Source organism: Arthrobacter oryzae, from assembly GCF_003634095.1.
Taxonomy (GTDB): Bacteria; Actinomycetota; Actinomycetes; order Actinomycetales; family Micrococcaceae; genus Arthrobacter; species Arthrobacter oryzae.
On the sequence record NZ_RBIR01000010.1, the window covers coordinates 1 to 25,908 of the forward strand.

22 protein-coding genes are annotated in these 25,908 nt (G+C 66.4%); 6 read left to right on the top strand and 16 right to left on the bottom strand.

What is annotated here, in order from left to right; all coding sequences use genetic code 11:
- Positions 1–144: 144 nt before the first annotated feature.
- Entirely contained in the window at positions 145–1,140 is a 996-nt protein-coding gene (locus C8D78_RS17125) for a substrate-binding domain-containing protein (RefSeq protein WP_120955075.1), read from the bottom strand.
- A 361-nt stretch (positions 1,141–1,501) separates the two neighbouring features.
- On the opposite strand from C8D78_RS17125, the gene C8D78_RS17130 reads away from it, so the two are divergent.
- Together C8D78_RS17130 and iolB are read left to right on the top strand one after the other, a co-directional pair.
- Positions 1,502–2,242, top strand: a complete 741-nt coding sequence (locus C8D78_RS17130; protein ID WP_120955076.1) for a GntR family transcriptional regulator — start codon at positions 1,502–1,504, stop codon at positions 2,240–2,242.
- 163 nt (positions 2,243–2,405) lie between these two features.
- Positions 2,406–3,302: a 5-deoxy-glucuronate isomerase gene (iolB, locus tag C8D78_RS17135; RefSeq protein ID WP_120955077.1), complete on the top strand. Its 897-nt coding sequence runs from the start codon at positions 2,406–2,408 to the stop codon at positions 3,300–3,302.
- Between the two features lie 103 nt (positions 3,303–3,405).
- On the opposite strand, the gene C8D78_RS17140 is transcribed toward iolB, so the two are convergent.
- A complete protein-coding gene (locus C8D78_RS17140; RefSeq protein WP_120955078.1) occupies positions 3,406–4,635 on the bottom strand; it encodes an MFS transporter in 1,230 nt (409 codons plus the stop codon).
- A gap of 165 nt (positions 4,636–4,800) precedes the next feature.
- Here C8D78_RS17140 and C8D78_RS17145 point away from each other — a divergent pair, with 165 nt between their 5' ends.
- Positions 4,801–5,250: a MarR family winged helix-turn-helix transcriptional regulator gene (locus C8D78_RS17145; protein WP_120955079.1), complete on the top strand. Its 450-nt coding sequence runs from the start codon at positions 4,801–4,803 to the stop codon at positions 5,248–5,250.
- A gap of 80 nt (positions 5,251–5,330) precedes the next feature.
- Here the strand turns inward: C8D78_RS17145 and C8D78_RS17150 are convergent, their stop codons facing one another.
- The 9 genes from C8D78_RS17150 to C8D78_RS17190 all read right to left on the bottom strand — a co-directional run bounded on the left by C8D78_RS17150 (position 5,331) and on the right by C8D78_RS17190 (position 16,098).
- Positions 5,331–6,854, bottom strand: a complete 1,524-nt coding sequence (locus C8D78_RS17150) for a sugar porter family MFS transporter (RefSeq protein WP_120955080.1) — start codon at positions 6,852–6,854, stop codon at positions 5,331–5,333.
- Positions 6,851–7,726, bottom strand: coding sequence for a sugar phosphate isomerase/epimerase family protein (locus C8D78_RS17155; protein WP_120955081.1), 876 nt, complete (start codon positions 7,724–7,726; stop codon positions 6,851–6,853). The genes C8D78_RS17150 and C8D78_RS17155 overlap by 4 nt, the downstream gene beginning before the upstream one ends.
- Positions 7,727–7,820: 94 nt before the next feature.
- Positions 7,821–8,834, bottom strand: coding sequence for a Gfo/Idh/MocA family protein (locus C8D78_RS17160; RefSeq protein WP_120955082.1), 1,014 nt, complete (start codon positions 8,832–8,834; stop codon positions 7,821–7,823).
- A gap of 38 nt (positions 8,835–8,872) precedes the next feature.
- On the bottom strand, positions 8,873–9,784 hold the full coding sequence (locus tag C8D78_RS17165; RefSeq protein WP_120955083.1) for a sugar phosphate isomerase/epimerase family protein: 912 nt from the start codon (positions 9,782–9,784) through the stop codon (positions 8,873–8,875).
- A 203-nt stretch (positions 9,785–9,987) separates the two neighbouring features.
- Positions 9,988–11,502 (bottom strand): CoA-acylating methylmalonate-semialdehyde dehydrogenase, encoded by a 1,515-nt coding sequence (locus tag C8D78_RS17170; protein WP_120955084.1) that lies wholly within the window; start codon positions 11,500–11,502, stop codon positions 9,988–9,990.
- A gap of 64 nt (positions 11,503–11,566) precedes the next feature.
- The gene (gene iolD / locus C8D78_RS17175; RefSeq protein ID WP_208641999.1) at positions 11,567–13,516 is read right to left on the bottom strand and encodes a 3D-(3,5/4)-trihydroxycyclohexane-1,2-dione acylhydrolase (decyclizing); all 1,950 of its coding nucleotides are present in this window, start codon (positions 13,514–13,516) and stop codon (positions 11,567–11,569) included.
- Positions 13,517–13,522: 6 nt separating this feature from the next.
- Positions 13,523–14,482 (bottom strand): Cgl0159 family (beta/alpha)8-fold protein, encoded by a 960-nt coding sequence (locus C8D78_RS17180; protein WP_120955086.1) that lies wholly within the window; start codon positions 14,480–14,482, stop codon positions 13,523–13,525.
- Positions 14,479–15,480, bottom strand: a complete 1,002-nt coding sequence (gene iolC, locus C8D78_RS17185) for a 5-dehydro-2-deoxygluconokinase (protein WP_120955087.1) — start codon at positions 15,478–15,480, stop codon at positions 14,479–14,481. The genes C8D78_RS17180 and iolC overlap by 4 nt, the downstream gene beginning before the upstream one ends.
- A gap of 213 nt (positions 15,481–15,693) precedes the next feature.
- Positions 15,694–16,098 carry a tautomerase family protein gene (locus C8D78_RS17190; protein ID WP_120955088.1) on the bottom strand — a complete coding sequence of 135 codons (405 nt, stop codon included), beginning with the start codon at positions 16,096–16,098 and terminating at the stop codon, positions 15,694–15,696.
- A 277-nt stretch (positions 16,099–16,375) separates the two neighbouring features.
- Here C8D78_RS17190 and C8D78_RS17195 point away from each other — a divergent pair, with 277 nt between their 5' ends.
- Together C8D78_RS17195 and C8D78_RS17200 are read left to right on the top strand one after the other, a co-directional pair.
- The gene (locus tag C8D78_RS17195; RefSeq protein WP_120955089.1) at positions 16,376–16,738 is read left to right on the top strand and encodes an ArsR/SmtB family transcription factor; all 363 of its coding nucleotides are present in this window, start codon (positions 16,376–16,378) and stop codon (positions 16,736–16,738) included.
- Positions 16,735–17,217 (top strand): SRPBCC family protein, encoded by a 483-nt coding sequence (locus tag C8D78_RS17200; RefSeq protein ID WP_120955090.1) that lies wholly within the window; start codon positions 16,735–16,737, stop codon positions 17,215–17,217. Before C8D78_RS17195 ends, C8D78_RS17200 begins: the two co-directional genes overlap by 4 nt.
- A gap of 122 nt (positions 17,218–17,339) precedes the next feature.
- On the opposite strand, the gene sucD is transcribed toward C8D78_RS17200, so the two are convergent.
- The 4 genes from sucD to C8D78_RS17220 form a co-directional block, all read right to left on the bottom strand.
- On the bottom strand, positions 17,340–18,242 hold the full coding sequence (sucD, locus tag C8D78_RS17205; RefSeq protein WP_120955091.1) for a succinate--CoA ligase subunit alpha: 903 nt from the start codon (positions 18,240–18,242) through the stop codon (positions 17,340–17,342).
- A 12-nt stretch (positions 18,243–18,254) separates the two neighbouring features.
- Positions 18,255–19,424, bottom strand: a complete 1,170-nt coding sequence (gene sucC, locus C8D78_RS17210; RefSeq protein WP_120955092.1) for an ADP-forming succinate--CoA ligase subunit beta — start codon at positions 19,422–19,424, stop codon at positions 18,255–18,257.
- A 376-nt stretch (positions 19,425–19,800) separates the two neighbouring features.
- Positions 19,801–22,374 (bottom strand): DNA helicase PcrA, encoded by a 2,574-nt coding sequence (gene pcrA, locus C8D78_RS17215; RefSeq protein WP_425266719.1) that lies wholly within the window; start codon positions 22,372–22,374, stop codon positions 19,801–19,803.
- A 461-nt stretch (positions 22,375–22,835) separates the two neighbouring features.
- A complete protein-coding gene (locus C8D78_RS17220) occupies positions 22,836–23,693 on the bottom strand; it encodes an inositol monophosphatase family protein (protein ID WP_120955094.1) in 858 nt (285 codons plus the stop codon).
- Positions 23,694–23,770: 77 nt separating this feature from the next.
- Between C8D78_RS17220 and C8D78_RS17225 the strand changes: the two genes are divergently transcribed.
- The gene (locus C8D78_RS17225) at positions 23,771–24,421 is read left to right on the top strand and encodes a hypothetical protein (protein ID WP_120955095.1); all 651 of its coding nucleotides are present in this window, start codon (positions 23,771–23,773) and stop codon (positions 24,419–24,421) included.
- A gap of 256 nt (positions 24,422–24,677) precedes the next feature.
- Here the strand turns inward: C8D78_RS17225 and C8D78_RS17230 are convergent, their stop codons facing one another.
- Positions 24,678–25,700, bottom strand: a complete 1,023-nt coding sequence (locus C8D78_RS17230; protein ID WP_120955096.1) for a tetratricopeptide repeat protein — start codon at positions 25,698–25,700, stop codon at positions 24,678–24,680.
- Positions 25,701–25,908 lie beyond the last annotated feature (208 nt).

Genomic DNA, 25,908 nt, shown 5'->3' on the forward strand with positions numbered 1-25,908 from the left:
CGGGACGTCCGAGCAGTTTCTGGAACGGACTACGCTTGGCGACGCGCTCATCGGGCGCCGGCGACTGTGTCTTTGTCTGGGTGATGGTCATAATATGTCTCCTTGCTGCAGGGCCGGCGCGGGGCCGGCCCTGCCAGCGGGCTGTTAGCGGATACCCTGTTCGGCGAACTTCAGGACATCGGCTGCATTTGATTTGTCGACGATCGCGGGTCCCGTCAGGACGGGCTGGCCGCCACCGATCTTGAATCCACCGCGCTTGTTCTGCCACAGCGCATCTACAGCGCCGTAGCCCTGCAGCCACGGCTGCTGGTCCACCGTGAACAGGACACTGCCGTCGACGATCTTCTGCGCCAGCTCCTTGTTCAGGTCAAAGCTGGCAACCTTCGCCGAACTTCCGGCGGTCGCGACGGACTTCAGGAGGGTCAGGGTGATGGGAGCGCCTAGCCCGATGATGACATCAGCGTCTTTCGATGCCTGCAGCTTTGCGGTCGCCGTCGACTCGACCGAGGTCATGTCCGCGCCGTTCACGTACAGGATCTCCGTCCCGGGCACCTTGGCCTTCACACCGGCACACCGAGCTTCGAGTCCCACATGACCCTGTGCCTGGATCACGCAGACCGGGTGCTTGAAGTTCTCGGCCGCGAGCCGGGTGCCGACGGCCTCGCCGGCGATCTTCTCATTCGAGCCGAAGTGCGTGAACGCCCCCAGCTGCGCCGAAACGTCCTCGCCGGCGTTCAGGCTGACAATCGGAATGCCCGCGTCGGTAGCCTTCTTCAGCGAGTCCTTCAGCGCGTCCGGCGTGGCCAAGGTTACGGCGATGCCATCCACTTTCTGGTCGATAGCCTGCTGGATCAGCTGCGCCTGCCGGCCAGCTTCCGGATCCCCCGTGTACAGGAGTTCAACATTGTCCTTCGCCGCCGCTTCCTCGGCGCCCTTGCGGACGGTGTCCCAGAACGTGTCGCCGGCCGGAGCGTGGGTAATCAGGGCGATCTTGATGCGGGGCGTCGAGGCGACCTGGCCTCCGCCGGCCGCATTGCCTGTGTCTGCGGGCTTGCCGCCGGTGCTGGAACACGCGCTCAGGGCCAGCATGGGTACAACGGCCGCCGCGAGGGCCGCCTTCCGCCACGAGAACTTGGTCACGATTAATCTCCTTTGATCCCGGGCCACGCCGGTCGCTTCATCGCGTCGGTCCGTGAGCCATCTACAACAGATCATGGTGACTTCAATCACAGATGTCAATAGTTTGTCCTGACATTAGGATGTTTTGACGTAACGCTACGCGACGAAATGACCGCAGTCGCGGGCATGCACGCTCTGGGGCCCGCCGGCCGGGCCGCTCTGCCGCGGCCCAGAAGACGACCCTTGGCTCGCTCCGGCAGCCCTGCTACTATCAGAAAAAGGCAGTATGTCCTATCAAGCGAACAATCTAGTGAACATATGCCTGACATACGCGGACAGGCCGGCACTATCGGCCGCCGTGGAGCACAAGGGAGCGCGCCCAGTGGCGAATCAACTAAATCTGCAGATCGACCGCTCTTCCCCGATACCCCTGTACCACCAGGTGGTGCAGGGGATCGAGGCCGCGATACACACCGGGCTGCTGGAGCCTGGCAGCCGGCTGGAAAATGAAATCGACCTCGCTGCCCAGCTCAACCTGTCCCGCCCCACGATGCGCAAGGCCATGGATGAACTCGTCCGCTCCGGCCTCCTGGTCCGCAAGCGTGGCGTGGGCACCCAGGTGGTGTCCAGCCAGGTCCGCCGCCCGCTGGAACTCTCCAGCCTCTACGACGACCTCAGCAACAACGGCAGCAAACCCACCACCGAGGTGCTCAGCTTCTCCCACGTTGAGGCGGACGCCTCGATCCGGACGACGCTCCAGCTTCCCGCCGGCGCCAAGGTCTACCACTTCACCCGGCTCCGGAAAGTGGGCGGCAAGCCGCTGGCCCTGATGGAGAACTGGGTGCGGGACGACATCACCACAATCGACGAGGCGCTCCTGGCGTCGCAGGGCCTTTACGGGATCCTGCGCAACGGCGGCGTGAACTTCCGCCTCGCCTCGCAGCGGATCGGCGCCATGATCGCCAACGACTACCAGGCGCCGCTGCTCGAGACCACTCCCGGTTCCGCGCTGGTCACCATGGAGCGCACCGCCGTGGACGACACCGGGCGCATGGTGGAAACCGGCCACCATGTCTACCGGGCAGATTCCTACAGCTTTGAAATGACGCTCGTTCAGAGATAGGCGTTCAGAGCTAGGCGCTCAGAGATGGACATTCAGCACTAAACATTCAGATCTTGCCGCCTCGCAAGAGGCGCACCCGCACGGCAGCGCACCACGAGCGCCGCCGGCTCCAATCCGTCACACCCGCGCCTCCCTCCGGCGCAACAACGAAAGGGCATCTTCCATGGCCAACTGGGTCTATCCGCTCGGCACCGCCGCCGAAGGCAAGTGGGACATTTCCATCGGAACGTCCGATTCAGGACTTGAGGTGGACGGCTGGGCGCACACCGGCTTGAAGGTCGCCTCCCTGGCGGCCGGCGGCGGCGTCGGGCTGGACGCGGCGGCGGAGGAACGAATTGTGATCCCTCTCAACGGCGCCTTCGTGGCCACCGTGGACGGCCAGGACTATCCCCTGGCCGGCCGGAACAGTGTCTTCAGCGGCCCCAGCGATGTGCTCTACACGGGTTCCGGCAAGGCGGCGACCATCACCTCGGCCGACGGCGGACGGGTGGCAGTTGCCACCGCGCCGGCCAAGGCCTCCTACCCGACCCGCCTCATCACGGCCGCCGAGACGCCGGTGGAACTTCGCGGAGCGGGCAACTGCTCCCGCCAGGTTCACAACTTCGGTACCCCTGCCGCCCTGGAGGCAGACCGTTTCATCGTCTGCGAGGTCCTCACGCCGGCCGGCAACTGGTCCTCCTATCCCCCGCACAAGCACGACGAGGAAAAGGACGGCGAGACCAACCTCGAGGAGATCTACTACTTCGAAACCCGCGTGACGCCCGGGGCGCCCCAGCATCCGGGACCCGACGACGCCATCGGCTACCAGCGCGTCTACGCCTCCGACGAGCGCCCCATCGACGTCGCGGCCGAAGTCCGGACCGGCGACGTCGTCCTGGTGCCCTATGGCTGGCATGGGCCCGCCATGGCTGCGCCCGGCTACGACTTGTACTACCTCAATGTCATGGCGGGCCCGGGCCCGGTGCGCGAGTGGCTCATCAGCGACGATCCGCACCACGGCTGGATCCGCCAGACGTGGGAGGGCCAGGACCTGGACCCGCGGCTGCCCTTCGGCCGGTAGGCCGGCCGCTCCCCCAGCCCGGGCCGATGGCCCGTTAGGCCAGCCGCTCCCCCGCAGGCGGCGGCCGGACAATTCGGCCGGTAGCCCTCCAGGCCGGCTTGCCTTAGACCGGCTGCAGCTCCGCCTGGGAGCTGTCGACGTCGGCCGGCCGCCCGGCGTCGCGCTTCTTCGCGGCGGCTGCCGCGAACGCCATCACGGCCAGGCCGAGCAGGGTAATACCGGCGCCCGCCCAGATCGGCGAGGTGTAGCCGAGGCCGGCGGTGATGGTGACGCCACCCATCCAGGCTCCCAGGGCGTTGCCGACGTTGAAGGCGCCGATGTTGGCGCCGGAGGCCAGGGTGGGGGCGCTGCTGGCATACTTCATGACGCGCATCTGCAGTCCGGGCACCGTGGCGAAGCCGAAGCCGCCCAGGAGCACCATGGACGCGATGGTCATCGGCTGGTTTCCGGCAGTCAGGGCGAAGGTCACGAGCACCACCACCAGGACGGCGAGCACCACGAGCAGGGTGCGGTCCACATTTTTGTCGGCGGCCTTGCCGCCGAGGGTGTTGCCGATGAAGAGTCCGACGCCGAAGAGAATCAGCAGCCACGGGACCGTGGTGGCGGAGAATCCGGTGACCTCGGTGAGGGTAAAGGCGATGTAGGTGAAGGCGCCGAACATGCCGCCGTAGCCGAGGATGGTGACGAAGATGGAGAGCCAGACCTGCCCGGACCGGAAGGCGCGGAGCTCGCCGCGCAGGCTGCCGGCGGCAGAATTGGCGGCGGAATCAGCGGCAGCGTCCCCCGACCCGGTCCTGGGGACCAGCGTCACGATGCCCGCCAGGGCGAGGACCCCGATCACCGTGATGGCCCAGAACGTGGAGCGCCAGCCCGCGGCCTGGCCCAGCATGGTGCCGAACGGGACACCGAGGACATTCGCCGCCGTCAGGCCGGTGAACATGATCGCGATGGCGCCGGCCTTCTTGTTGGGCGCCACCATGCTGGCGGCCACGACGGCGCCGATGCCGAAGAACGCTCCGTGCGAGAGCGCTGCAATGATGCGGCCGGCCATCATGGTCCCGTAGTCGGGAGCGATGGCCGAGACGAGGTTGCCGGCGATGAACAGCACCATCAGCACGGCCAGCACCGGTTTGCGTTCGAAGCGCGTCACGGCGGCGGTGAGGCCCAGCGCCCCGACCACGACGGCGAGCGCGTAGCCGGAGATGAGCCAGCCTGCGCTGGCGTCGGTGACGTGGAAGTCTGCGGCCACTTGCGGCAGCAGGCCCATGATGACGAACTCGGTGAGTCCGATGCCGAACCCGCCAAGGGCTAGGGCTATCAGGCCAACAGGCATGAAGGTGCTCCTTACAAAGCTGTACGGAAGGGAGTATGGCGCGTAAGCTAGTAGTTGCAGACGCGTTATTTATTCTTGCACAAGCAGATACAGCGCGCAAGCAACTATTATTTGATGGGTCCGGCATCACCTCCGCCGGGCCCTCGAGCCGAAGGGAAGCAGCAGATGGGCATCAAGGACGACGCCGTCGAGGTCCGGGCACAAGGCTGGCGGACCCTGGCGGCCCTGCACGGGCTGATCGAGGCCGAGTTGGAGCGTGCCCTGCAGGCCGAGGCGCAGCTCTCCGTGGTGGAGTACACCGTGCTGGATGCGCTGAGCCGGCAGGACGGCTGGCACATGCGGATGCAGCAGTTGGCCCGTGCCACGGCGTTGAGCGCGAGCGCCACCACCCGGCTGGTCAACAGGCTCGAAGACCGCGGGCTGCTCACCCGGATCCTCTGCGCGGATGACCGCCGCGGAATCTACACCGAGCTCACACCCAGCGGCATCGCACTGCTCGAGCAGAGCCGGCCGGTGCACGACGCCACGCTGGAACGGGCGCTGGCCGAGGCCCAGGAAGTCCCGGAACTGGCACCGCTGGTGGACGCCCTCCCCCGGCTGCACGCCCGGGTCTAGGGCCGCACCCGCCGCAAGAGCTACAACGCAGACAGCCCCGCTCCGCGACGATCGCGGGGCGGGGCTGTCTGCTTGCGGAGCTACACCGTGGCGGGCTGCTTCACGGCCGCGTGCTTGAAGAAGTGTTCAAGGTCCTCCAGGCTCTTGCCCTGGGTCTCCGGGACCACGCGCTTCACCCAGACGATCGCTGCCAGCTGGATCGCGACGAAAATGAAGAACGTCACCGAGACGCCGATCCAGGACACCATCTGCGGGAAGAAGAACCCGATCAGGAAGTTGATCATCCACAGCACGAAGACACAGATGCCCATGCCAATGCCGCGGACGTGCAACGGGAAGATTTCAGCCATCGTCAGCCACGTCACGGTGCCGATGCAGGACTGCATCGAGGCCAGGAATGTCACCATGAACAGCAGCACCAGGTAGCCGCGGAGGGTGCTCTCCGGGAGGACCATGGAGATGATGCCGATGGCCAGCAGGGACGATGCCGTGCCGATCAGGCCGGCAATCAGCATGGACTTCCGGGGCAACTTCGACATCAGGGACATCCCGACGACGACGGCTACCACCGAGGTGACCCCGTTGACGACGTTGGCGATCAGTGCGCCCTGGTCACCGAAGCCCGAGCTGGAGAGGATGGACGTGCCGTAGTACATGATGGCGTTGACGCCGCTGATCTGGTTGATCACGGCCATGCCCAGCCCGACGACGAAAATGCGCCGGATCCACGGAACCGTAAGATCGCGGAACGTGCCGAGCTTGGATTGGTAATCCTCCCTGGCGGCCTGCCGGACCTCATCGAACTCGGTGGAGATGTCCTCTCCGGCGCGGGTCCGGCGCAGCACGTCAAGGACTTCACCGAAGCGGCCGGCCGACGCCAGCCAGCGCGGGCTTTCGGGCAGCAGCAGCATGCCGAGCCACAGGACGACGGCGGGCAGCGTGGCGATGACCAGCATCCACCGCCAGACGTGGGAGGCCTCCGGGAAGGCGTTGCCCAGCACGGCGTTGAACGTGAACGCCAGGAACTGCCCGGTGACAATCATGAGCTCGTTCTGCGTGACGACTCGCCCGCGCTGGGCCGCCGAGGACATTTCCGCAAGGTAGACCGGAACGATTACCGACGCCCCGCCGACGGCGAGGCCCAGCAGGGTGCGGGAGGCGATAAGCATCCCGGTGCCGGGCGAGAGCGAGCAGGCGATGGTGGCCACCGCAAAGATCAGGGCGAGGCCCATGATGGTCCTGCGCCGGCCGAAGCGGTCCGAGAGCCGGCCCGCCGAGATGGCGCCGAACGCCGCGCCGAAGAGCAGCGTGGAGGTCACGAGCCCCTCGGTCAGCGGGGTGAGGCCGAGGTCCCGTTGCATGAACGGCAGGGCGCCGTTGATGACGCCGGTGTCATAGCCGAAGAGGAGCCCGCCGAAGGTGGAGAAAAGCGCCACGCGCCGCATGAATCTCTTGGGATTCGATGCTCCGCCGGTTCTCCGGACCGCTTCCCGGGCATCGGGTTCGGTCGGGCCACCGGCCGGAGCTGCGTCGGTGAGTGTTGTGCCGGGCGACGTTGTGTCAGGCTCCGCTTTGTCAGGGGACGTTGTGTCAGGCGACGTCATAGGCTCGCCTTCTCAACGCGCTGCGTCATCGTCTCCAGCTGGTAACGGGAGACCTCCGCGGCGTTGTCGTCCTCGGCGAAGACGCTGGAGACCATGACGGTGTCCTCGCGGTCCAGGAAGCCGATTTCCTTGAGTCCGCCGAAGAACTCGTCCCAGTTGACGTCGCCGTCGCCGATCTTCAGGTGCTGGTGCACCCGGACGGGGTTGCCGGGCGGGTTGGTGATGTAGCGCAGGCCATGTGAGGCGTGGTGGTCCATGGTGTCCGCGACGTGCACCAGGCGCAGCTTGTCCCCGGCGGCCCGCATGATCTCCAGCGGTTCGTTCTTCATGTGGAAGCTGTGCGAGGCCACGTAGACCAGTCCCACATTCTTCGAGTTCAGCCCGCGGATCACCCGGATCGCGGCGAGTCCTTCCTCGACGAAGTCATCCGGGTGCGGATCGATCAGCAGATCGATGCCTTCGCGTTCGATGATGGGGAGCAGTTCCTCCATGGAGCGGTAGAAGGCCCGTTCGGACTCTTCGGCCTTCTCCGGCCGGCCGCTGAATTCGGTGTTCATGGTGCTGACGCCCAGGTCCACGGTGATCTGGATGGCGCGTTTCCAGTAGCGGACGGCGGCCTCGCGGGCGTCCTCGTCCGGGCCGGACCAGCGGAGCACGGGCAGCACCGAGGCGATTTCGATTCCCGCGTCCGTGCAGGCCGCCTTCAGCTTGCCCACGAGCTCGTCGTCGGCCTTCGGGTGGTTGAAGAAGGGGATGAAATCGGCATGCGGGGTCATCTGCATGTACTTGTAGCCGAGGTCTGCCACCACGCGCGGGAACTCCAGGAGTCCGTGGCTGTGGTGGAACGGCGTGGGGTCAAGGGCGATTTTCACGGGAACACTCCATTGTGGATCTGGCCATTGTGGACGGGCGTGCGGCCGGCCGGCAGCCCTCTGTGTAATAGAAGGCGGCCGGCCGGAAGGGTTTCTAGCTGTAGAGCGCGGGTTTGGCGTTGAGCTTCACCGCAACCTTTTCGCCGTTCTTCTGCGCCTCGACGCCGGCCTCGCAGCAGGCGGCCGTGGCGTAGCCGTCCCAGGCGGTGGGGCCGCCGATCTCGCCGCGGAGGGCCGCGTCGACCCAGGACTGGATTTCGACGTCGTAGGCAGCCCCGAAGCGCTCCTCGAAACCGGGGGTGATGTTGCCGCCCCAGTGGCCGTTGCTGCGGGTGTACGGGCCCTTGTCGCCGCCGATGCTGACGATGCCGTCCTCGAAGGAAGCCTGGGTGGCCACTTCGTAGCCGAACTTCGCGTTGACGTAGATCTCGACGTCGGCCAGGACGCCGGACTCGGTCTCGATCAGCACGTGCTGCGGATCGTGCTGCCCGGCCGGGGCGTTCCGCGTGGGCTTGCCCAGGCGGACCTGGACCGAGGTGATTTCCTCGCCGGTGAAGTAGCGGATGGCGTCGAATTCGTGCACCACGGAGTCGTTGATCAGCATCTCGTTGGTGAAGCCGGCCGGGGTGGTGGGGTTCCGGTGCTGGTGGTGCAGCATGAGCAGTTCGCCAAGCTCGGCGTCGCGGATGATCTTGCCGAGGGCGGCGTATTCGGCGTCGAAGCGGCGCATAAAGCCGACCTGGATGCGCTTGTGGCCCAGCTTCTGCTCGGCCTCGACGATCTTCCAGGAGGTCTCGGCATCCGGGGTGAGCGGCTTCTCGCAGAGGATCGGGATGTCCTTGGCAATCGCCTTGAGCAGGATGTCCTCGTGCAGGAAGCCGGGGGTGGCGATCAGCACGGCGTTGACGTCGCCGTTACTAAGGGCCTCCTCGGCGTCGGCGAGGGCGACGGCGCCCGGGATTCCTTCGATGGCGGCCTGCGCCCGGGCGAGGTCGACGTCGACGACGGCGGCAACTTCCGCGCCGTGGATGCGGGTGTTGAGCCGCTGGATGTGGTCTGCGCCCATACGGCCGGCGCCGATGACAGCTACGCGGAGGGTCTTTGTCATGGTCTTGTCCTCAGTTCTAGTTGACGTCTAGTGGACGTCTAGTTGACGGCGGTGCGGGAGCCGCAGGAGAGCAGGTAGTTCCGGGTGCGCTTGGCGATCGGCATCGGGACGTCGAAGGCCACGGGGTACATGTCCTGTTCCACAATGCCAAAGATCGGGCGGTTGAGCGCCTCAACGGCTTCGATGACGGCGCGCAGGTCCGGCAGGCCGTTCGGCGGCTCGGTCATCACGCCGGCCAGGTTGGCGGCGGCCCACGTCATGTTTTCCTCGTTGACTTGTCTGAGGACGTCCGGGTTGATCTGCTTGAGGTGCAGGTAGCCGATCCGGTCCGGGTAGTTCTTAATCAGGTCGAGGCTGGACGCTCCGCAGTATTCGGCGTGGCCGGTGTCCAGGCACAGGTTCAGGTACTTCGGGTCCGTGGCGGCGAGGAGGGTTTCGATGTCCTCCTGCGCGCCGACGTGGGAGTCCGCGTGCGAGTGGAACTGCTGCTTCAGGCCGAAATCCTCCAACAGGGTCTTGCCCATACGGTTGTGGCCGACGAAGAGGTCGCTCCACGCCTTCTCGGTAAGCGTGCCGCTCTCGACTGCCTCGCCGGTGACGTCGTCGCGCCACATGGCGGGAATGACCACGATGTGTTCGCCTCCCATGGCTGCCGTGAGTTCGGCAACCTTGCGGGCCGGCTCCCAGGCTTCGTCGTACTGGTGGGCGCCGCGGTGGAAGGCGGTGAAGACGGTGCCTGCCGTGACCTTCAGGTCGCGTTGCTTGAGCTCTTCGGCGAGGCGGGCGGGGTCGGTGGGGAGGTAGCCGTACGGGCCCAGTTCAATCCACTTGTAGCCGGATTCGGCCACCTCGTCCAGGAAACGTTCCCACGGGGTCTGCTGCGGGTCATCCGGAAACCAGACGCCCCAGGAGTCCGGCGCGGTGCCGATGATCAGCTTGTTCTCTGTCATTTCCATTCCTTCTCATCGGCTGCTCCGCAGGTGCCGTTTTGGACGCTCAAAACGGCGGTTGCGGAGCAGTCGATCTCGGTTGTTGGGTGGGCCCACGCCGCCAGGGTTCCCTAGCCGTGGGGCCCCACCGGCGAGGGCCCCTGCCTGAGCTTGCGAAGGCTGGGAGCCGGTGGGGACTTGCGAGGCGAGGGTGGCGGTGGGGACTAGTTGGACGGGAAGTTGTAGGAGGCGCCCGAGGCGTGGGTGGGCTCGGGCCAGCGGGAGGTGACCACCTTGCCGCGGGTGTAGAAGGAGACGCCTTCGGGGCCGTAGATGTGCTTGTCACCGAACAGCGAGGCCTTCCAGCCGCCGAAGGAGTGGTAGGCCACCGGCACGGGCAGCGGAACGTTGATGCCGATCATGCCCACGGTAACGCTGCGCTGGAACTTCCGGGCTGCGGCGCCGGAGGAGGTGAAGATCGCGGTGCCGTTGCCGTAGGGGTTGGAGTTGATCAGGGCGATGCCGGCGTCGAGGTCCTCCACCCGGACCACGACCAGGACTGGCCCGAAGATTTCCTCGGTGTAGGCGGTCATCTCGGTCTTGACGTGGTCCAGGACGGTGGGGCCGACCCAGAAGCCGTCCTCGTGGCCGGGGACGACGAGGTCGCGGCCGTCCACCACCATGGCGGCGCCGGCGGTTTCGGCTTCGGTGACGATCCGCACGATGCGTTCCTTGGACGCCGGCGTGATGACCGGTCCCATTTCGGCGTCGGGCACGGTGCCGTTGTTGACCTTGACGGCCAGGGCACGTTCTTCAACCTTCTTGACCAGCAGGTCGGCGGCCTCGCCGACGGCGACGGCGACCGAGATCGCCATGCAGCGTTCCCCGGCGGAGCCGAAGGCTGCGGCGGCCAGGTGGTCGGCGGCGTTGTCGAGATCGGCGTCGGGCAGGATGATCGCGTGGTTCTTTGCCCCGCCCAGGGCCTGGACGCGCTTGCCGTGGGCGGTGGCGGTCTCGTGGACGTACTTCGCAATCGGGGTGGAGCCGACGAAGGAGATGCCGTCCACGTCCGGGTGGGTCAGGAGACCCTCGACCGTTTCCTTGTCACCGTGCAGAACCTGGAAGACGCCGTCGGGCAGGCCGGCCTGCTTCCACAGCTTGGCCAGCAGCATGGAGGCGGAGGGGTCGCGCTCGGAGGGCTTGAGGATGAAGGCGTTGCCGGTGGCGATCGCCATCGGGGCCATCCACAGCGGCACCATGACCGGGAAGTTGAACGGGGTGATGCCTGCAACGACGCCGAGCGGCTCGCGGAAGGAGAAGACATCGATGCCGGTGGAGACCTGGTCCGAATAGTCGCCCTTGAGCAGCTGCGGGATGCCGCAGGCGAATTCGATGACCTCCAGGCCGCGGCCGATCTCGCCCTTGGCGTCGGAAAGGACCTTGCCGTGCTCGGCGGTGATCAGCTCGGCCAGATCGTCCACGTGCGCCGCGACGAGCTCACGGAACTTGAACAGCACGGCCGTGCGCTTGGCCAGGGAAATATCGCCCCAGGAATCGGCGGCGGCACGGGCGGCGGCGACCGTGGCGTCCAGGTCTGCCCGGTTGGCCAGCCGCAGCTCCGCGGAGACGGCGCCGGTGGCCGGGTTGTAGACGGGCTGGGTGCGGGTGCCGGTGCCTGAGGTTTCGGCACCGTTAATGAAGTGCTGAATGGTCTTGGTGGTGACGGTCGTCGTTGACATGGTGATGGACTTCCTTGGTCGGTGACTATCTTTGTCTGGGGCGGTTCGTGGTGATGAAGGAGGGTCAGCCGAGCAGCTTGCGCTGGCGGCTCTTGTGGTCGACGTAGGTCTGGAAGGCCTGCTTCGTGGACTCGAGTTCGGAGACCTGGGAGACCGGGACGTCCCACCACGACTCGGAGCTGGGGGCATCCAGCAGCGGGTCGGATTCGACGTGGATAACGATCGGTCCGCCGTTTTCGGGGGCGGCCTTGGCGTCGCGGATGGCCTGTTCGAGTTCGGCGATGACCTTTTCGCCCGGCTCGATCCGGATCACCTTCACACCAAGGCTTTCGGCGTTCAGGGCCAGGTCCACCGGGAGCCGTTCGCCGTCGTCGAAGCTGTGGTGTTCCTCGTCCAGGGCGCGGTACTGGGTGCCGAAGCGCTGGGACCCGAGGGACTCGGAGAGCGAGCCAATCGAGGCGTAGCCATGGTTCTGGATCAGGACCACGATCAGCTTGATCCGCTCGGCGACGGCGGTGACGAGTTCGGTGTGCATCATCAGGTAGGAGCCGTCCCCCACCATGACGACGACGTCGCGCTGGGCCCCGCCCTTCGCGGCCTCGGCCAGGGCCGCCCGCTTGACGCCGAGACCGCCGGGGATCTCGTAGCCCATGCAGGAGTAGGCATATTCGACGTGGTAGCCGAACGGGTCCCGGACCCGCCACATCTTGTGCAGGTCGCCCGGCAGGGAGCCGGCGGCGCAGATGACGACGTCCCGGGGATCCATGGCCCGGCTGGTGGCGCCGATGATCTCGTTCTGCGCCGGCAGCGGGGTGAAGCGGGTGTCGAAGGCCGCGTCCACGGTGGCGTTCCAGCGGGTCTTCTCGTTCGCGATCTGCTGTTCGAGGTCCACGCCGATCCGGTAGCCGCCGAGGGCCTGGTTCAGCTTGATCAGGGCCTTGCGGGCGTCCGCCACGATCGGCAGGGAGGTGCCGTGCTTGTAGGCGTCGATCGCGGCGACGTTGATGTTGATGAACTTCACGTCCGGGTTCTGGAACGCGGTCCGGGACGCGGTGGTGAAGTCCTCGTAGCGGGTGCCGATGCCGATGATCAGGTCGGCCTCGGCGGCGATGGCGTTGGCCGCCGTCGTGCCGGTGGAGCCGATGGCGCCGAGGGAGAACTTGTGATCCCACGGCAGGACGCCGACGCCGGCTTGGGTGTTGCCCACCGGGATGCCGGTCAGGTCGACGAACTTCGCGAGTTCCTCGTTGGCGTAGGCGTAGAGCACGCCGCCGCCGGCGATGATCAGCGGGCGCTTGGCGGCGCGGATGGCGTCGGCGGCGCGGCGGATGTCCTCGTCGTCGGCGTCGGGGCGGCGGATCCGCCATTCGCGCTCGGCGAGGAATTCCTCGGGCACGTCGAAGGCCTCGGCCTGGACGTCCTGGGGCAGCGAGATCGTGACCGCGCCGGTCTCGGCCGGGTCGGTCAGGACGCGCAGGCCGTGGTGGAACGCGGAAAACAGCTGCTCGGGCCGGGAGACGCGGTCGAAGAACTTGGACAGCGGCCGGAAGGCGTCGTTGACGGTGATGTCGTAGGCATAGGGCTGTTCGAGCTGCTGCAGCACCGGGTCGGCGGCCCGGGTGGCGAAGGTGTCACTCGGCAGTAACAGGACCGGCAGCCGGTTGGTGGTGGCCAGCGCTGCACCGGTGAGCAGGTTTGAGGAGCCGGGGCCGATCGAGGTGCTGATCGCGAAGGTCTGGCGGCGCCGGGTGTGGCGGGCGTAGCCGACAGCCTGGTGCGCCTGGGCCTGTTCGTTGCGACCCTGGTAGTACGGCATGATCGTCGGATCGAGCTGCTGGTACTGCTTCAGGGCCTGGCCGACGCCGGCAACATTGCCGTGTCCGAAGATGCCGAAGGTGCCCGGAATCAGGCGTTCCCGGAAGTCCTGGCCGCCGATCGAATCGACGGTGTATTGCTTGGACAGGTATTCCACCACAGCCTGGGCGACTGTCATTCTGCGGGTTGCTGTTCCCATGGGACGTTACTCCGATGCTTCTTCGGTGCGGGTGGATTCTGAGGTGGCATGGTGCAGCAGCGTGGCGGCGGTGGCCACGGCTCCGGCGACGTCGCCGTCATGCGGGTAGAGCAGGGTCCGGCCGACGGTGAGGCCCTGGACGCCCGGGAGGGCGAGGGCGGCCTGCCAGCTGGCGAAGACGTCGTCCTGGCTCCCCTCCGGGTCTCCGCCGAGGAGCACGGTGGGCATGGTGGTGGACGCCATGACGCGTTCCATCTCGGCCACGACGGGCAGCTTCATCCACGTGTAGGCGCTGCTGGCACCGAGGCCTTCGGCGATGGCGACCGACTTGATCACCGCGTTGGTGGAGAGATCGTTGCGGACCTTACCGTTCTCGCGGACGGAGAGGAAGGGCTCCACCATGGCGATCAGCTTGCGCTCGGCGAGGGAGTCGATGGCCCGCGCGGTCGCTTCGAGGGTGGCCACCGTGTCCGGGTCGCCCAGGCAGATGCGGGTGAGCATCTTGCCGCCGTCGGCGCCCAGTGCCTCGAGCGCCGCCGCGGTGTGACCGGTAAACCGGTCGTCGAACTCGTTGACCAGGCCGGAGAGGCCACCGCGGTTCATCGAGCCGAAGAGCAGCTTGCCCTCGAGTGCGCCAAGCAGCAGGAGGTCGTCCATGATGTCCGGCGAGGCGAGCACGCCGTCGACGTCCGGGTCGGCCAGGGCAATCTGCAGGCGGTCCAGGAGCTGGCGGCGGTCGGCCATGGCCACGGGATCGCTGCCGACGGCGAGGGCCCCGCGGGCGGGGTGGTCGGCGGCGACGATGAAGTTCTGCTTGCCGGCTTTGGGGCCGGGATGGCGGCGCCGGGCCTGCGCGGCGCGGGCGATCGCGCCCGGGTCCTCGAGCCTGATGATGCTCAGGTGCTCGTAGCGGCGGGGATCATCGTCCACGCCAAGGGTGGCGGCGGCGGCGGAGTTGACGCTCACAGTGATGCTCCTTCGGAGGCGTAGGTGCCGGGTACCAGGCGGCCGCGTTCGGCGAGCAGGCCCGTGACTTCCTCCGGCGTCGGCATCGCGTCGGCGCAGGACAGGCGGGAGGCGACGAGGGCGCCGGCGGCGTTGGCGAAGTCCAGGACCTGGGCCAGCGGCCAGCCGGAGAGCAGCCCGTGGCAGAAGGCCCCGCCGAAGGAGTCGCCGGCGCCGAGGCCGTTGACGGTTTCCACGGGGACCGGGGCGGAGACGACGCGTTCGGTGCGGGTCTTGGCCATGACCCCTTCGGGGCCAAGCTTCACGACGGCGATTTCGACGCCGGCGGCCAGCAGCCGGTCGGCCTGTTCGTCCGGGGTGCCCTCGCCGACGGCGACGGCGCATTCCTTGTCGTTGCCGATCGCCACGGTGACGTGCGGCAGGATTTTGGCGACCTGTTCCCGGGCTTCCTCCTCGGAGGCCCAGAACATCGGCCGGTAGTCGAGGTCCAGGATGGTGAACTGGCCCGGCTTTAGCCCGGTGCGGGGCCGCGCCTGGTGTGCCGTCAGGTGGGCGGTGCGGCTGGGCTCCTGGCAAAGGCCGGTGACGGTGGACCAGAAGATGCCTGCGTCCCTGATAGCGTCCAGGTCCAGTTCCTCGGCCTTGATCTGCAGGTCCGGGGCCGTGGGGAACCGTCCGTAGAAGTAAAGCGGGAAGTCCTCGGGCGGCTTGATTGCGCAGAACGTGACCGCGGTGGGCCATTCCTTGACGGCGGTGACGAAGGAATCGTCCACGTTGAACTTGCGCAGTTCGCGGTGCAGGTATTTGCCGAAGGCGTCGTCGCCGGTGCGGGTGATGACGGCGGCGCGGCGGCCGTGGCGGGCGGCGGCGACGGCCACGTTGGACGGTGATCCGCCGAGGTATTTTCCGAAGGACGTGACGTCCTCCAGATCAACCCCGATGTCATTCGGGTAGATATCAACGCTGATGCGCCCGATCGTGAGCAGTTCGTGGGTCACGGTGATCGCGGACCTTTCTGGTGTGAACTCGGTACCTTTGCGCAGCCTGAGCTTCGGTGCTTAGGGGCCGGCGTGAGCCGGGCCACATCCACTACTTTGCCTTAGAATCTATGTACTGTCAAAGGTTTGTACTGACATATTTACAACTTGACACAGAGGGCCCCGACGGCCCCGCGGCTTGGGTGCCGCGGGGGCCCAGAACGGTTCTTCCGGCTACTTGCCGGGGACTCCGAGTTCGCCCGTGACGTACTGTGCCTGGCCGAAACCGAACGACCAGTCCCCCGCCGTGTTTTCGACATATCCGATGAAGACGTCCTCGCCGGCGACCCCCTCGGCGGCCAGCCTTTCCGCGATGGCGGCGAACAGGGACTGCTTGGCCGGCTGGCTGCGCCCGGCCTGGGTGAAGATCTGGATCATGACCACATCCGGCGTCCGCTCGAAGCCGAGTCCGGCATCCTGGGCGACAATCTGGCCCGCGGGGTGCTCGGTCAGGATATGGAAGTAGTCCCGCTCCGGGATGCCATATTCGGCCACAATGGCGGCATGGATTCCCCGGCTGAGCCCGCGGAGCTGCTCCGGGGTGCGGCCCTGGTTGACGTCGATTCGCACGAGAGGCACTCGCATCTCCTTTTGTAGTTTGTCCTGACATACTAACAAAGCTTCTCCCGACGGCGCAAGGATCCCCGGCCGCCCAAAGCAACGCGGGGTCACTTAGCGCCCATCCCGGGGCGCAGGACGGGCGCTAAGTGACCCCGCATTTGGGTATTGCGCGGACCATGGGTGAGGCGTAGCGTTAACAACCTAGAGATTGATCAATGAATGCGTTGATTACTCGGTTGGCTGCAGGGCAGTTGATTTCTGAGTGTTGGTAACTGACGAGGAGGTCCCCGCACCCATGGATTCCAGCGACGACGGTGAGCTCGACGCGGCCTTCCTGGCCCTTGCCGATCCGGTCCGCCGCCGCATCATTGCCCGGCTGAGCCGGGGTCCGGCCACAGTCAATGAATTGGCGGAACCTTTCGCGATCACCAAGCAGGCGGTCTCGAAACACATCCAGGTCCTTGAGCAGGCGCAGCTGGTCACGCGCACCCGTGACGCCCAGCGCCGGCCCGTGCACCTGAATCCCGCACGGCTAGAAGCACTCACCGCATGGATCGACCAGTACCGGCTGGTCCGCGAGGGGCAGTTCCGCAGCCTCGACGCCGTGCTTGAAACCCGCGCCGCCCGGGGCGGCACCCAGGCAAAGGATGCATCATGAGCAATGCACTGACACTGACAGTCCCCGAGGGGCTGCCCTTCATCGATTTCGAGCGCGAGTTCGATTTTCCCGTTTCCGAGGTCTTCCGGGCGCACAAGGACCCCGAGCTCCTCGCCCAGTGGCTCGGTCCGCGGCGGATGGCGATGAGCATCGACCACTACGACTTCAGGACCGGCGGCAGCTACCGCTATACCCATACGGCCCCGGACGGAACCGCCTACGTTTTCAACGGCGTCTTCCACACCGTCCGGGAGAACGACTTCGCCATCCAGACCTTCGAATTCGACGGCTATCCGGACGTGGTGAGCATCGAGTTCCTGACCTTCGAAGACCTCGGCGGCGGCCGCTCCCGGCTCATCGCCCGCGCGGTCTACCCCAGCATGGAGGCGCGCGACGGCATGGCGCAGTCCGGGATGGAGGGCGGCATGTCCGAGGGTTACCAACGGCTCGAAGAAGTCCTAACCGGGGCAAAGGTCTAGGAATCACACCCCGGACTTAAACAAAGAAACGCGGGGTCACTTCGCGCCCATCCCAGCGAGTGGAATGGGCCGTAAGTGACCCCGCGTTGCTTTGATGCTGTCTTGCTTGTGGAGCTTCGAGCTTAGAGGGTGGCGAAGACTTCGCGCAGGAGCTTGGCGGTCTCGGACGGCGTCTTGCCGACCTTGACGCCGGCGGCCTCGAGGGCTTCCTTCTTGGCCTGTGCGGTGCCCGCGGAACCCGAGACGATGGCGCCTGCGTGGCCCATGGTCTTGCCTTCCGGGGCGGTGAAGCCGGCCACGTAGCCGACAACCGGCTTCGTGACGTGTGCCTTGATGTAGTCCGCGGCACGCTCTTCGGCGTCGCCGCCGATTTCGCCGATCATGACGATCGCCTTGGTCTCCGGGTCGGCTTCGAAGGCCTCGAGGGCATCGATGTGCGTGGTGCCGATGACCGGGTCGCCGCCGATGCCGATGGCGGTGGAGAAGCCGAGGTCGCGCAGCTCGTACATCATCTGGTAGGTCAGGGTGCCCGACTTGGAGACGAGGCCGATGGGGCCCTTGCCCGTGATGTTGGCCGGGGTGATGCCGACGAGGGCCTCACCCGGGGTGATGATGCCGGGGCAGTTCGGCCCGATGATGCGGGTGACCTGCTTGCCGTTGGCGTCCACCTTGGACTGGGCCAGGGCCCAGAACTCGGCGGAGTCCTGGACCGGCACGCCTTCGGTGATGACGACTACCAGGCCGATGCCGGCCTCGATGGCTTCAACGACGGCGTCCTTGGTGAAGGCCGGCGGGACGAAGACGATGGAGACGTCGGCGCCGGTCTCGGCCATGGCTTCCTTGACGGTGCCGAAGACGGTGATTTCGTTGTCACCGTGCAGGACCGTGGTGCCTGCCTTGCGGGCATTGACGCCGCCGACAATGTTGGTGCCTGCCTTGAGCATCAGGGCGGTGTGCTTGGTGCCTTCGCCGCCGGTGATGCCCTGGACGATGACCTTGGAGTCCTTGTTCAGATAAATAGACATAGTCGGGTCCCTTTACTTAGCTGCGTAGGCGAGCTCGGCGGCCTTGTCGGCGCCCTCGTCCATGGTGGCGGCCAGGGTAACCAGCGGGTGGTTGGCCTCGGCCAGGATGCGGCGGCCTTCCTCAACGTTGTTGCCGTCGAGGCGGACTACCAGCGGCTTGTTCGCAGAGTGGCCCAGTTCGGCCAGGGCGCCGACGATGCCCTTGGCGACAGCGTCACAGGCGGTGATGCCGCCGAAGACGTTGACGAAGACGGACTTGACCTGCGGGTCGCCCAGGATGACGTCGAGGCCTGCCGCCATGACCTCGGCGGACGCTCCACCGCCGATGTCCAGGAAGTTGGCGGGCTTGACGTTGCCGTGGTTCTCGCCGGCGTAAGCAACGACGTCGAGGGTGGACATGACCAGGCCGGCACCGTTGCCGATGATCCCGACTTCGCCGTCCAGCTTGACGTAGTTGAGGTCCTGCGCCTTGGCCTTGGCCTCGAGCGGGTCAGCAGCGTCCTTGTCTTCAAGGTGAGCGTGCTTGGGGTGACGGAAGTCGGCGTTCTCGTCGAGGGAGACCTTGCCGTCGAGGGCAACGATGTCACCGGCACCGGTGAGGACGAGCGGGTTGACCTCCACCAGGGTGGCGTCTTCCTTCTTGAAAACATCCCACAGCTTGAGGATTACGCCGGCGACCTTGCCGCGCAGTTCCTCGGCGAAGCCTGCGGCGGCGACGATTTCGTCGGCCTTGGCCTGGTCGATGCCGACAGCCGGGTCGATCGCGATCTTGGCCAGGGCTTCGGGGCGCTCAACGGCGAGCTGCTCGATTTCCATGCCGCCTTCAACCGAGCACATGGCCAGGTAGTTGCGGTTGGCCCGGTCCAGGAGGACAGAGAAGTAGTATTCCTCGGCGATGTCAGCACCCTGGGCGATCATCACGCGGTGAACGGTGTGGCCCTTGATGTCCATCCCGAGGATGTTGGTGGAGTGTTCAAATGCCTCGTCAGCGGTCTTGGCGACCTTGACGCCGCCGGCCTTGCCGCGGCCTCCGGCCTTAACCTGTGCCTTGACGACAGTTACGCCGCCGATTTTCTCGGCAGCTGCCTTTGCTTCTTCAGGGGTGTGCGCCACGATGCCAGCAAGCACGGGTACACCGTGCGCCTCGAACATATCGCGCGCCTGGTATTCAAACAGGTCCACGGTTTAGTGTCCTTCTACGTCGAAGTAGTTTCTGTACAGCCGGACCCCACGTTCTCGCGGTTACCGGGCTGCGGAATAAACGCACCCTGCGACAAGCTTGGAAACGAGCCACACGGCGCAATGCTCCTCTGGGAACTCTAGTCCTCTGTTCGGACCAGCCCGTCCCAGAGTACCCGTTATGTGAGTAAGGACACTATTCTATGAAGCGTAGAAAAACCGCTAGATTACGCGGCTTTTCGGGTGCACGACGGCGTGCGGACGGGCTGCGCGGCGGCGTCGGATCCGCATGCGTCACGGAGGCGGGAGAGCCGACGCAGTAGGGCCTGCGGGCGCCGGCGGTTAGGCATCCGGTGCGGGAGGTTAGGCGTCCGGGAGGTTAGGCGTCCAGCTTGGTCAGCGGCGCGTAGCGCAGCAGGAGCCGCTTCTCGCCGACGTCGAACTTCACCTTGGCGACCGTCTTGTCCCCGGCGCCCTCCACCGCCAGGACCGTGCCGTTGCCGAAGGCCGTGTGGTTGACCTTGTCCCCCACGCTGACGGCCACGATTTCCTTCTGCGGCTGGACCCTGTTTTTGGCCACCGCGGCGGGAACATCGGCGTTGAATCCTGCGGACGGGCCGGTGCCGGCGCCGCGGGCCGTTCCGGCACCCCAGAATGATCCGCCGTACCGGCTCGAACCGATCCCGGCGCCGGTGCCCCATCCGCCGCTCTGGCGGCTGGTGCCTTCCCGCTTCCACTCGACGAGCTCGGCCGGTATCTCCTCGATGAACTGGCTGGCGGGGTTGTACTGGCTCTGGCCCCACATGCTGCGGACCTCGGATCTGGTCAGGTAGAGACGCTTCCGGGCGCGGGTCAGACCCACGTAGGCCAACCGGCGTTCTTCGGCCAGTTCCTTGGGATCCGTGGCCGAGCGCTGGTGCGGGAACAGCCCGTGCTCCATGCCGGTGAGGAACACCACCGGGAATTCGAGTCCCTTGGCGGTGTGCAGGGTCATGAGCGTGACGACGCCCAGGCGCTTCGCCTCCGCGACCGCGGCGTCGATGTCCGCGCCCGGGGCATCGGGGATCTGATCGGCGTCGGCCACGAGGGAGACCTGCTCCAGGAAGGCGCCGAGGGAGCCCTCGGGGTTGTCGCGTTCATATTCCCGGACGACGGCGACCAGTTCGGCGAGGTTCTCCACCCGCGATTCGTCTTGGGGGTCGGTGCTGGAGCGCAGCGTCGCGAGGTAGCCGGTCTGTTCCAGCACGGCTTCCAACGCGGCGGCCGCACCCGAGCCGGAGGCGACCTCGGCGAGGTCGTCGAGGAGTTTCACGAAGCCGAGCACGGCGTTGACCGAGCGGGTGGCCATGCCCGGGGCCTCGTCGGCGCGCCTCGCCGCGGCCATGAAGGAGGTGCGGTCCCGCTCGGCGAGGGAGGCCACGGCACCCTCGGCGCGGTCGCCGATGCCGCGCTTGGGTTCGTTGAGGATCCGGCGGAGGTTGACGTCGTCGTCGGGGTTGACCAGCACCCGGAGGTACGCGAGGGCGTCCTTGATCTCTTTGCGCTCGTAGAAGCGCGTGCCGCCGACCACCTTGTACGGCAGGCCCACACGCACCAGGACATCTTCGATGGACCGGGACTGGGCGTTGGTGCGGTAGAAAATGGCGACGTCGCCGGGGCGCAGGTTGCCCTCGTCCTGCAGCCGGTCGATTTCCTTCGCGATGAACTGGGCCTCGTCGTGCTCGTTCTCGCCCACGTAGCCGACGATCTTTTCGCCGTCGCCCTCGGCCGTCCAGAGCCGTTTCTCCGGCCGGTTGGGGTTGCGGGAAATGACCGAGTTGGCGGCGCTGAGGATGGTCTGGGTGGAGCGGTAGTTCTGTTCCAGCTTGATGGTCCGGGCGTCCGGATAGTCCTTCTCGAACTCCACGATGTTGCGGATGTCCGCGCCGCGGAAGGCATAGATGGACTGGTCGGAATCGCCGACGACGGTGAGCTCGGCGGCGCCGGGGCCCTCGCCGACGATCTCGCGCACCAGGGCGTACTGGGCGTGGTTGGTGTCCTGGTATTCGTCCACGAGCACGTGCCGGAAGCGGCGCCGGTAGGAGTCGGCGAGCGCCGGGAAGGCCCGGAACATGTAGACGGTCTCGGCGATCAGGTCATCGAAGTCCATGGCGTTGGCCTGGCGCAGCCGCTGGCTGTAGCCCTTGAAGACCTCAGCCACGGCGGACTCAAAGGGATCGTTGTGGTTGGCGCTGGAGGCATAACTGTCGGCGTCGATCAGCTCGTTCTTCAGCGCGGAGATCTTGTGCTGGATGGCCTTGGGCGCGAACCGCTTGGGGTCGAGGTCCAGGTTCTTGGCCACGAGCGTGATCAGGCGCAGCGAGTCCGCGGAGTCGTAGATCGAGAAGTTGGAGTTCAGCCCGACGTTCTTGGCCTCGCGGCGCAGGATCCGGACGCAGGAGGAGTGGAAGGTGGAGATCCACATGGTTTTGGCCCGGCCGCCGACCAGCAGTTCGATCCGCTCGCGCATTTCGGCCGCGGCCTTGTTGGTGAACGTGATGGCCAGGATCTCGCCGTGGTGCGCCCGGCCCGTGGCGATGAGGTAGGCGATCCGGTTACTGAGCACCCGGGTCTTGCCCGACCCCGCACCGGCGACGATCAACAGGGCACCGCCGGCATGCTTGACCGCTTCCTCCTGCTGCGGGTTCAGTCCCTCAAGGAGCTCGCTGGCGTTCGGCAGCCGGGGACGGTCCCAGTCTCCGTCGTGGGCGCCGGATGCGCCGCCTGCCCGGGCGGTGCCGTGCCCCGCGCCGTGTCCGGTACCGTGTCCCGTGCCGGTCTGGGCGGTGCCGTGCGGGGCCGGCCCCGAGGCTGAATCCTGGCCCGCCAGGCCGGTCCCGGCCCGCGATTTAGACCCTGCCGCCGCCGTGGAGGCAGCTTGGAAGGGTCCGTCGGCGTAAGGGTCAAACAACATATCCATGGTGTATCTAAGTCTAGGCGGTGGCACTGACGGCCGCGTCCGCCCCGTCGGGACATGCCCTCCGCCGCCCGCGCCCGATGGGCATATTCCCTTTCTGCGCGGCCCTCAGCGCGAATAATGCGCATGTCCTCCGGAGGCCGGACCGAGGAATGAGCATGTCCCGCGGACGCTGGACCTAGGAATGAGCATGTCCCGCGAAAACCGCCACCACCGGACACCATTCCCATATGCCCGGCCCCTGGCGTGAAGGATGAGCATGTCCCCCGCGGGCCGGATTGTGGGATGAGCATGTCCCGCGGAGCCCGCCACCACCGGACACCATCCCCATACGCCCGGCCCCTGGCGTGAAGGATGAGCATGTCCCCCGCGCCCTGGGCCAAACAATGAGCATGTCCCGGACCTGCGCCGAGGAATGGGCATGTCCGCCAGAGGGGCGCCATTTGCTCGCGGGAAGCCTAGTGGACCGCCCCTGAGGCGAGCGCGGCGCGCAGCTGCTGCACCGCCGTCGTGCCTCCCGCGATGAACCAGTCGAGTCCGTTGACCCGCACGACGTCCGTCGCGCCGCCGGCCGCCTCGACGATGGCCTGGCCCGGCAGCCAGTCCCATTCAGGGCAGCTGTGCTGGAACCAACAGCCGAGCTCGCCGTCTGCCACCCGGCCGAGATCGCAGGAGCCGGAGCCGAACATGCGCAGCGCAGCCGCCGAGGTCGCCGCCGCGTGCCAGGGCATGGCGCACATCGGGTCGGCGAGCCAGGTCGGGTGGATGTAGGTGGCGGCGCCGAGTTCGGAGACCGGAGTGTTCGACCGCCCCGTGCCTCCGGCGGCGCCGGGGAGGAACGTGAGCAGCCGTTCGCCGTTGAGCGTGGCCGGCCGGGACGTCCCGCCGAGCCAGAGCTTGTCCTCATCCGGCTGGAAGACGGCTCCGAGCCTGGCCCCGGTTGCGTCCTTCAGGGCAATGGCCGAGCACCAGTACGTGGACCCGTGCAGGAAGTTGTACGTCCCGTCCACCGGGTCAATGACCCAGGTCCGGCCGCTGCTGCCCGCCACGGAGGCGCCCTCTTCGCCCAGGACGGCGTCATCGGGCCGGCAGCGCCGGAGCTGCTCCAGCACGTACGACTCGGCGGCGTGATCCGCGGCCGTCACCACATCCGAAACGGAGGTCTTCTGCCTGCCCTCAAGCCCCGCCTGCCGCATCAGCAACGCCAGCGTGCCGGCTTCACGGACCAGGGCCTCGGCCAGCTGATAGTCATCCAAAGACGGGTCAAGATCTGCGGTGCTGTGCCGGCCAAGCCGGTGTTTTCCTAGTTCGGTCACGCGTTCCAGCCTATCGGCGCCCGTTCGCACTGAACAGCCGGCGCGGGGCGCGGCGCCGGGCGGGCGATAATGGAGCCATGGCCAAGACACCCGCACAGCGGATCAAGAAGCACGGCGCGAACGCGGCGGTCCCCCAGCACCATCTGCCTCCGGTGATCAATCCGACCACCAGCCGGACGCCGCAGAAGGCCCAGAGCAACAGCAACCTGATTGTGATCGCCGGGGTGGTGGCCTGCGTGTTCCTGTTCTGGTACCTGCACCTCTTGACGCTCAACCAGCTCACCCAGCTGTCGGACGGCCAGGCCATGCCCGATTCGCTGGTCGGCGGCTTCGACCCGGGGTTCGTGGCGCACCTGCGCGCGGCCATGGACGCCGATGCCCTGGGCCAGTTGAGCTACGTCCACAAGACGGCCGGCACGCTCTTCCCGCTGATTTTTGGCTTCACGTGGCTCCTGCTGATCGGCACCAATGTGGCGCGCAGGCCGCTGCGCTGGGCGCTGTGGGCGCTGCCGCTGCTCTTTGCGGCGGTCAGGCTGTGGGGCAACACGGCGATCGATGCCATGATGTCCGCCCGCACCGTCGACGCCGGTCAGGTCGCCCTGGCGTCCGGGCTCACCGTGGCCGGCTGGGCACTTCTGGCGCTTAGCCTCCTGGCTGGCGTCGCGGCCGTCTTCCTGGGACGCAAGGCCGCGGCCGATTCTCCGACCGTGGGACATGCCCAGTCCTGAGCCTCAACAGGGGGCCGGCTGCTTGCACCAGGTTTCCAACACGGGACATGTCCGCTCCTGAGCCTCAACAGGGGGTCGGCTTTCACCAAGGATCCAACACCGGACAAGTCCGTCACTGGATCCACCCGCCGGACTCCTCCCTAGCTCGGGGCGCAGAACTCGGGACATGCCCATTCCTCGGCACGCACACTGGGCCAAGTGGACCTATGTCCAGTCCTCACGACCAGCGGAGGGCAACTCCACATCAGTGGAGAGTTCAGGGTACGTCCTTGAGGAATTCAAGGGCCTGCTCCGCACGTTGCGGGGCTCCTGCCTTCTCAAAGTGGTCGGCGGCTTCCAGCAAGTGTTTCCGCGCTTCGGCCCAGTTGCCCAAATCGGCGTGGGAGCGGCCCAGCAGCAAGCATGCCTCTCCCAAAATCTGAGGCGAAGGCGTTTCCAGATCTACAGAAATCTGCTCGAGCAGTTTGACGGCTGCGGCGGATTCTCCTGCGAGGTAGTTCCAGTGGCCGCGGTTCAATTTCAACAACAGAAAGTCGTTGGGGCTGCCGCCAATGACATCTGTGGCAAGTTCCGCGCGTTCAATACAGCGGAGAGTGTCAGAGTCCGCAACGTCAGCAGCGAGTCGCATGGCCGCGGAGGCCTTGTTGAATTTGGCCCAGACCGTGAGGTTTCGAGCCGGTGAGAAGGTCGCAGCGGCGAGCTCGTGATAGTGCAGCCCTTCCGCGACTTTGCTGCAGAGGAACGCGACGTTTCCGATGACCCAGTACGCCTTACCCACGATTTGGTCGTCGACTTCGCCCGAAATGACGTCGGCCATGACGAGGCTTTCCGCCCACGCTTCGTCAAGTCTCCCGCTGTCGGCAAGCGCCGCAATGAGCGCCTGCCGGGCCTTGACGGCGATTTCGACGTCGTCCTCGCCGTTCATGAGGTCGGCCGCCGCCCTGGCCTCGTCGGCTGCCTGCTCCAAGAGGCCGAGTCCTTGATACGCCTTTGCGAGGAGAATGTGCACCTGCGCTCGGAGCTGCGGCATTGCGTCTCCGGGTTGCTCCAGCAGGGAGCCAGCAACTCCGGCGCTGGCCTCAAAGTCGCCAGCGGCAAGCAGGCACTCAGCCCCAAATAAGGTCATGCCCCACCACGACGCACCGTCGCCTTCCGCACGGCCGATCTCAGCGGCCACCTGCGCGGTGATCGCGGCCTCTCGGAACTCATGATTGGACCGGTGCTCGCGCGCCTGCAACTCTGCAGCTACGTACGAGGATGAAACGGCGTTTTGTTGCATGCTTCAATTATCCTTTGCCGCGGAAGCGGAATCGAACAAACCGCGCAAGCAAGACCTACGCAATGTTCCCGCAGGAAATCCCTAGCTCCCGCGCAGGTGCGCCCGAATAGCACAGGCCCGTGATTGGATGAACGAATTGTTATAACGCGGCGTGTCGCTTACCCCTATACTGAACTTGCATCACATGAGTCACATCAGCCTCTTACGT

Coding starts and splice junctions, on each gene's coding strand:
- iolD (WP_208641999.1), bottom strand. CDS start 13,516: ATGGGAACAGCAACCCGCAGAATGACAGTCGCCCAGGCTGTGGTGGAA.
- C8D78_RS17145 (WP_120955079.1), top strand. CDS start 4,801: ATGGGCATCAAGGACGACGCCGTCGAGGTCCGGGCACAAGGCTGGCGG.
- iolB (WP_120955077.1), top strand. CDS start 2,406: ATGGCCAACTGGGTCTATCCGCTCGGCACCGCCGCCGAAGGCAAGTGG.
- C8D78_RS17230 (WP_120955096.1), bottom strand. CDS start 25,700: ATGCAACAAAACGCCGTTTCATCCTCGTACGTAGCTGCAGAGTTGCAG.
- C8D78_RS17160 (WP_120955082.1), bottom strand. CDS start 8,834: ATGACAAAGACCCTCCGCGTAGCTGTCATCGGCGCCGGCCGTATGGGC.
- pcrA (WP_425266719.1), bottom strand. CDS start 22,374: ATGTTGTTTGACCCTTACGCCGACGGACCCTTCCAAGCTGCCTCCACG.
- C8D78_RS17150 (WP_120955080.1), bottom strand. CDS start 6,854: ATGACGTCGCCTGACACAACGTCCCCTGACAAAGCGGAGCCTGACACA.
- C8D78_RS17225 (WP_120955095.1), top strand. CDS start 23,771: ATGGCCAAGACACCCGCACAGCGGATCAAGAAGCACGGCGCGAACGCG.
- C8D78_RS17200 (WP_120955090.1), top strand. CDS start 16,735: ATGAGCAATGCACTGACACTGACAGTCCCCGAGGGGCTGCCCTTCATC.
- C8D78_RS17140 (WP_120955078.1), bottom strand. CDS start 4,635: ATGCCTGTTGGCCTGATAGCCCTAGCCCTTGGCGGGTTCGGCATCGGA.
- C8D78_RS17165 (WP_120955083.1), bottom strand. CDS start 9,784: ATGACAGAGAACAAGCTGATCATCGGCACCGCGCCGGACTCCTGGGGC.
- C8D78_RS17170 (WP_120955084.1), bottom strand. CDS start 11,502: ATGTCAACGACGACCGTCACCACCAAGACCATTCAGCACTTCATTAAC.
- C8D78_RS17195 (WP_120955089.1), top strand. CDS start 16,376: ATGGATTCCAGCGACGACGGTGAGCTCGACGCGGCCTTCCTGGCCCTT.
- sucD (WP_120955091.1), bottom strand. CDS start 18,242: ATGTCTATTTATCTGAACAAGGACTCCAAGGTCATCGTCCAGGGCATC.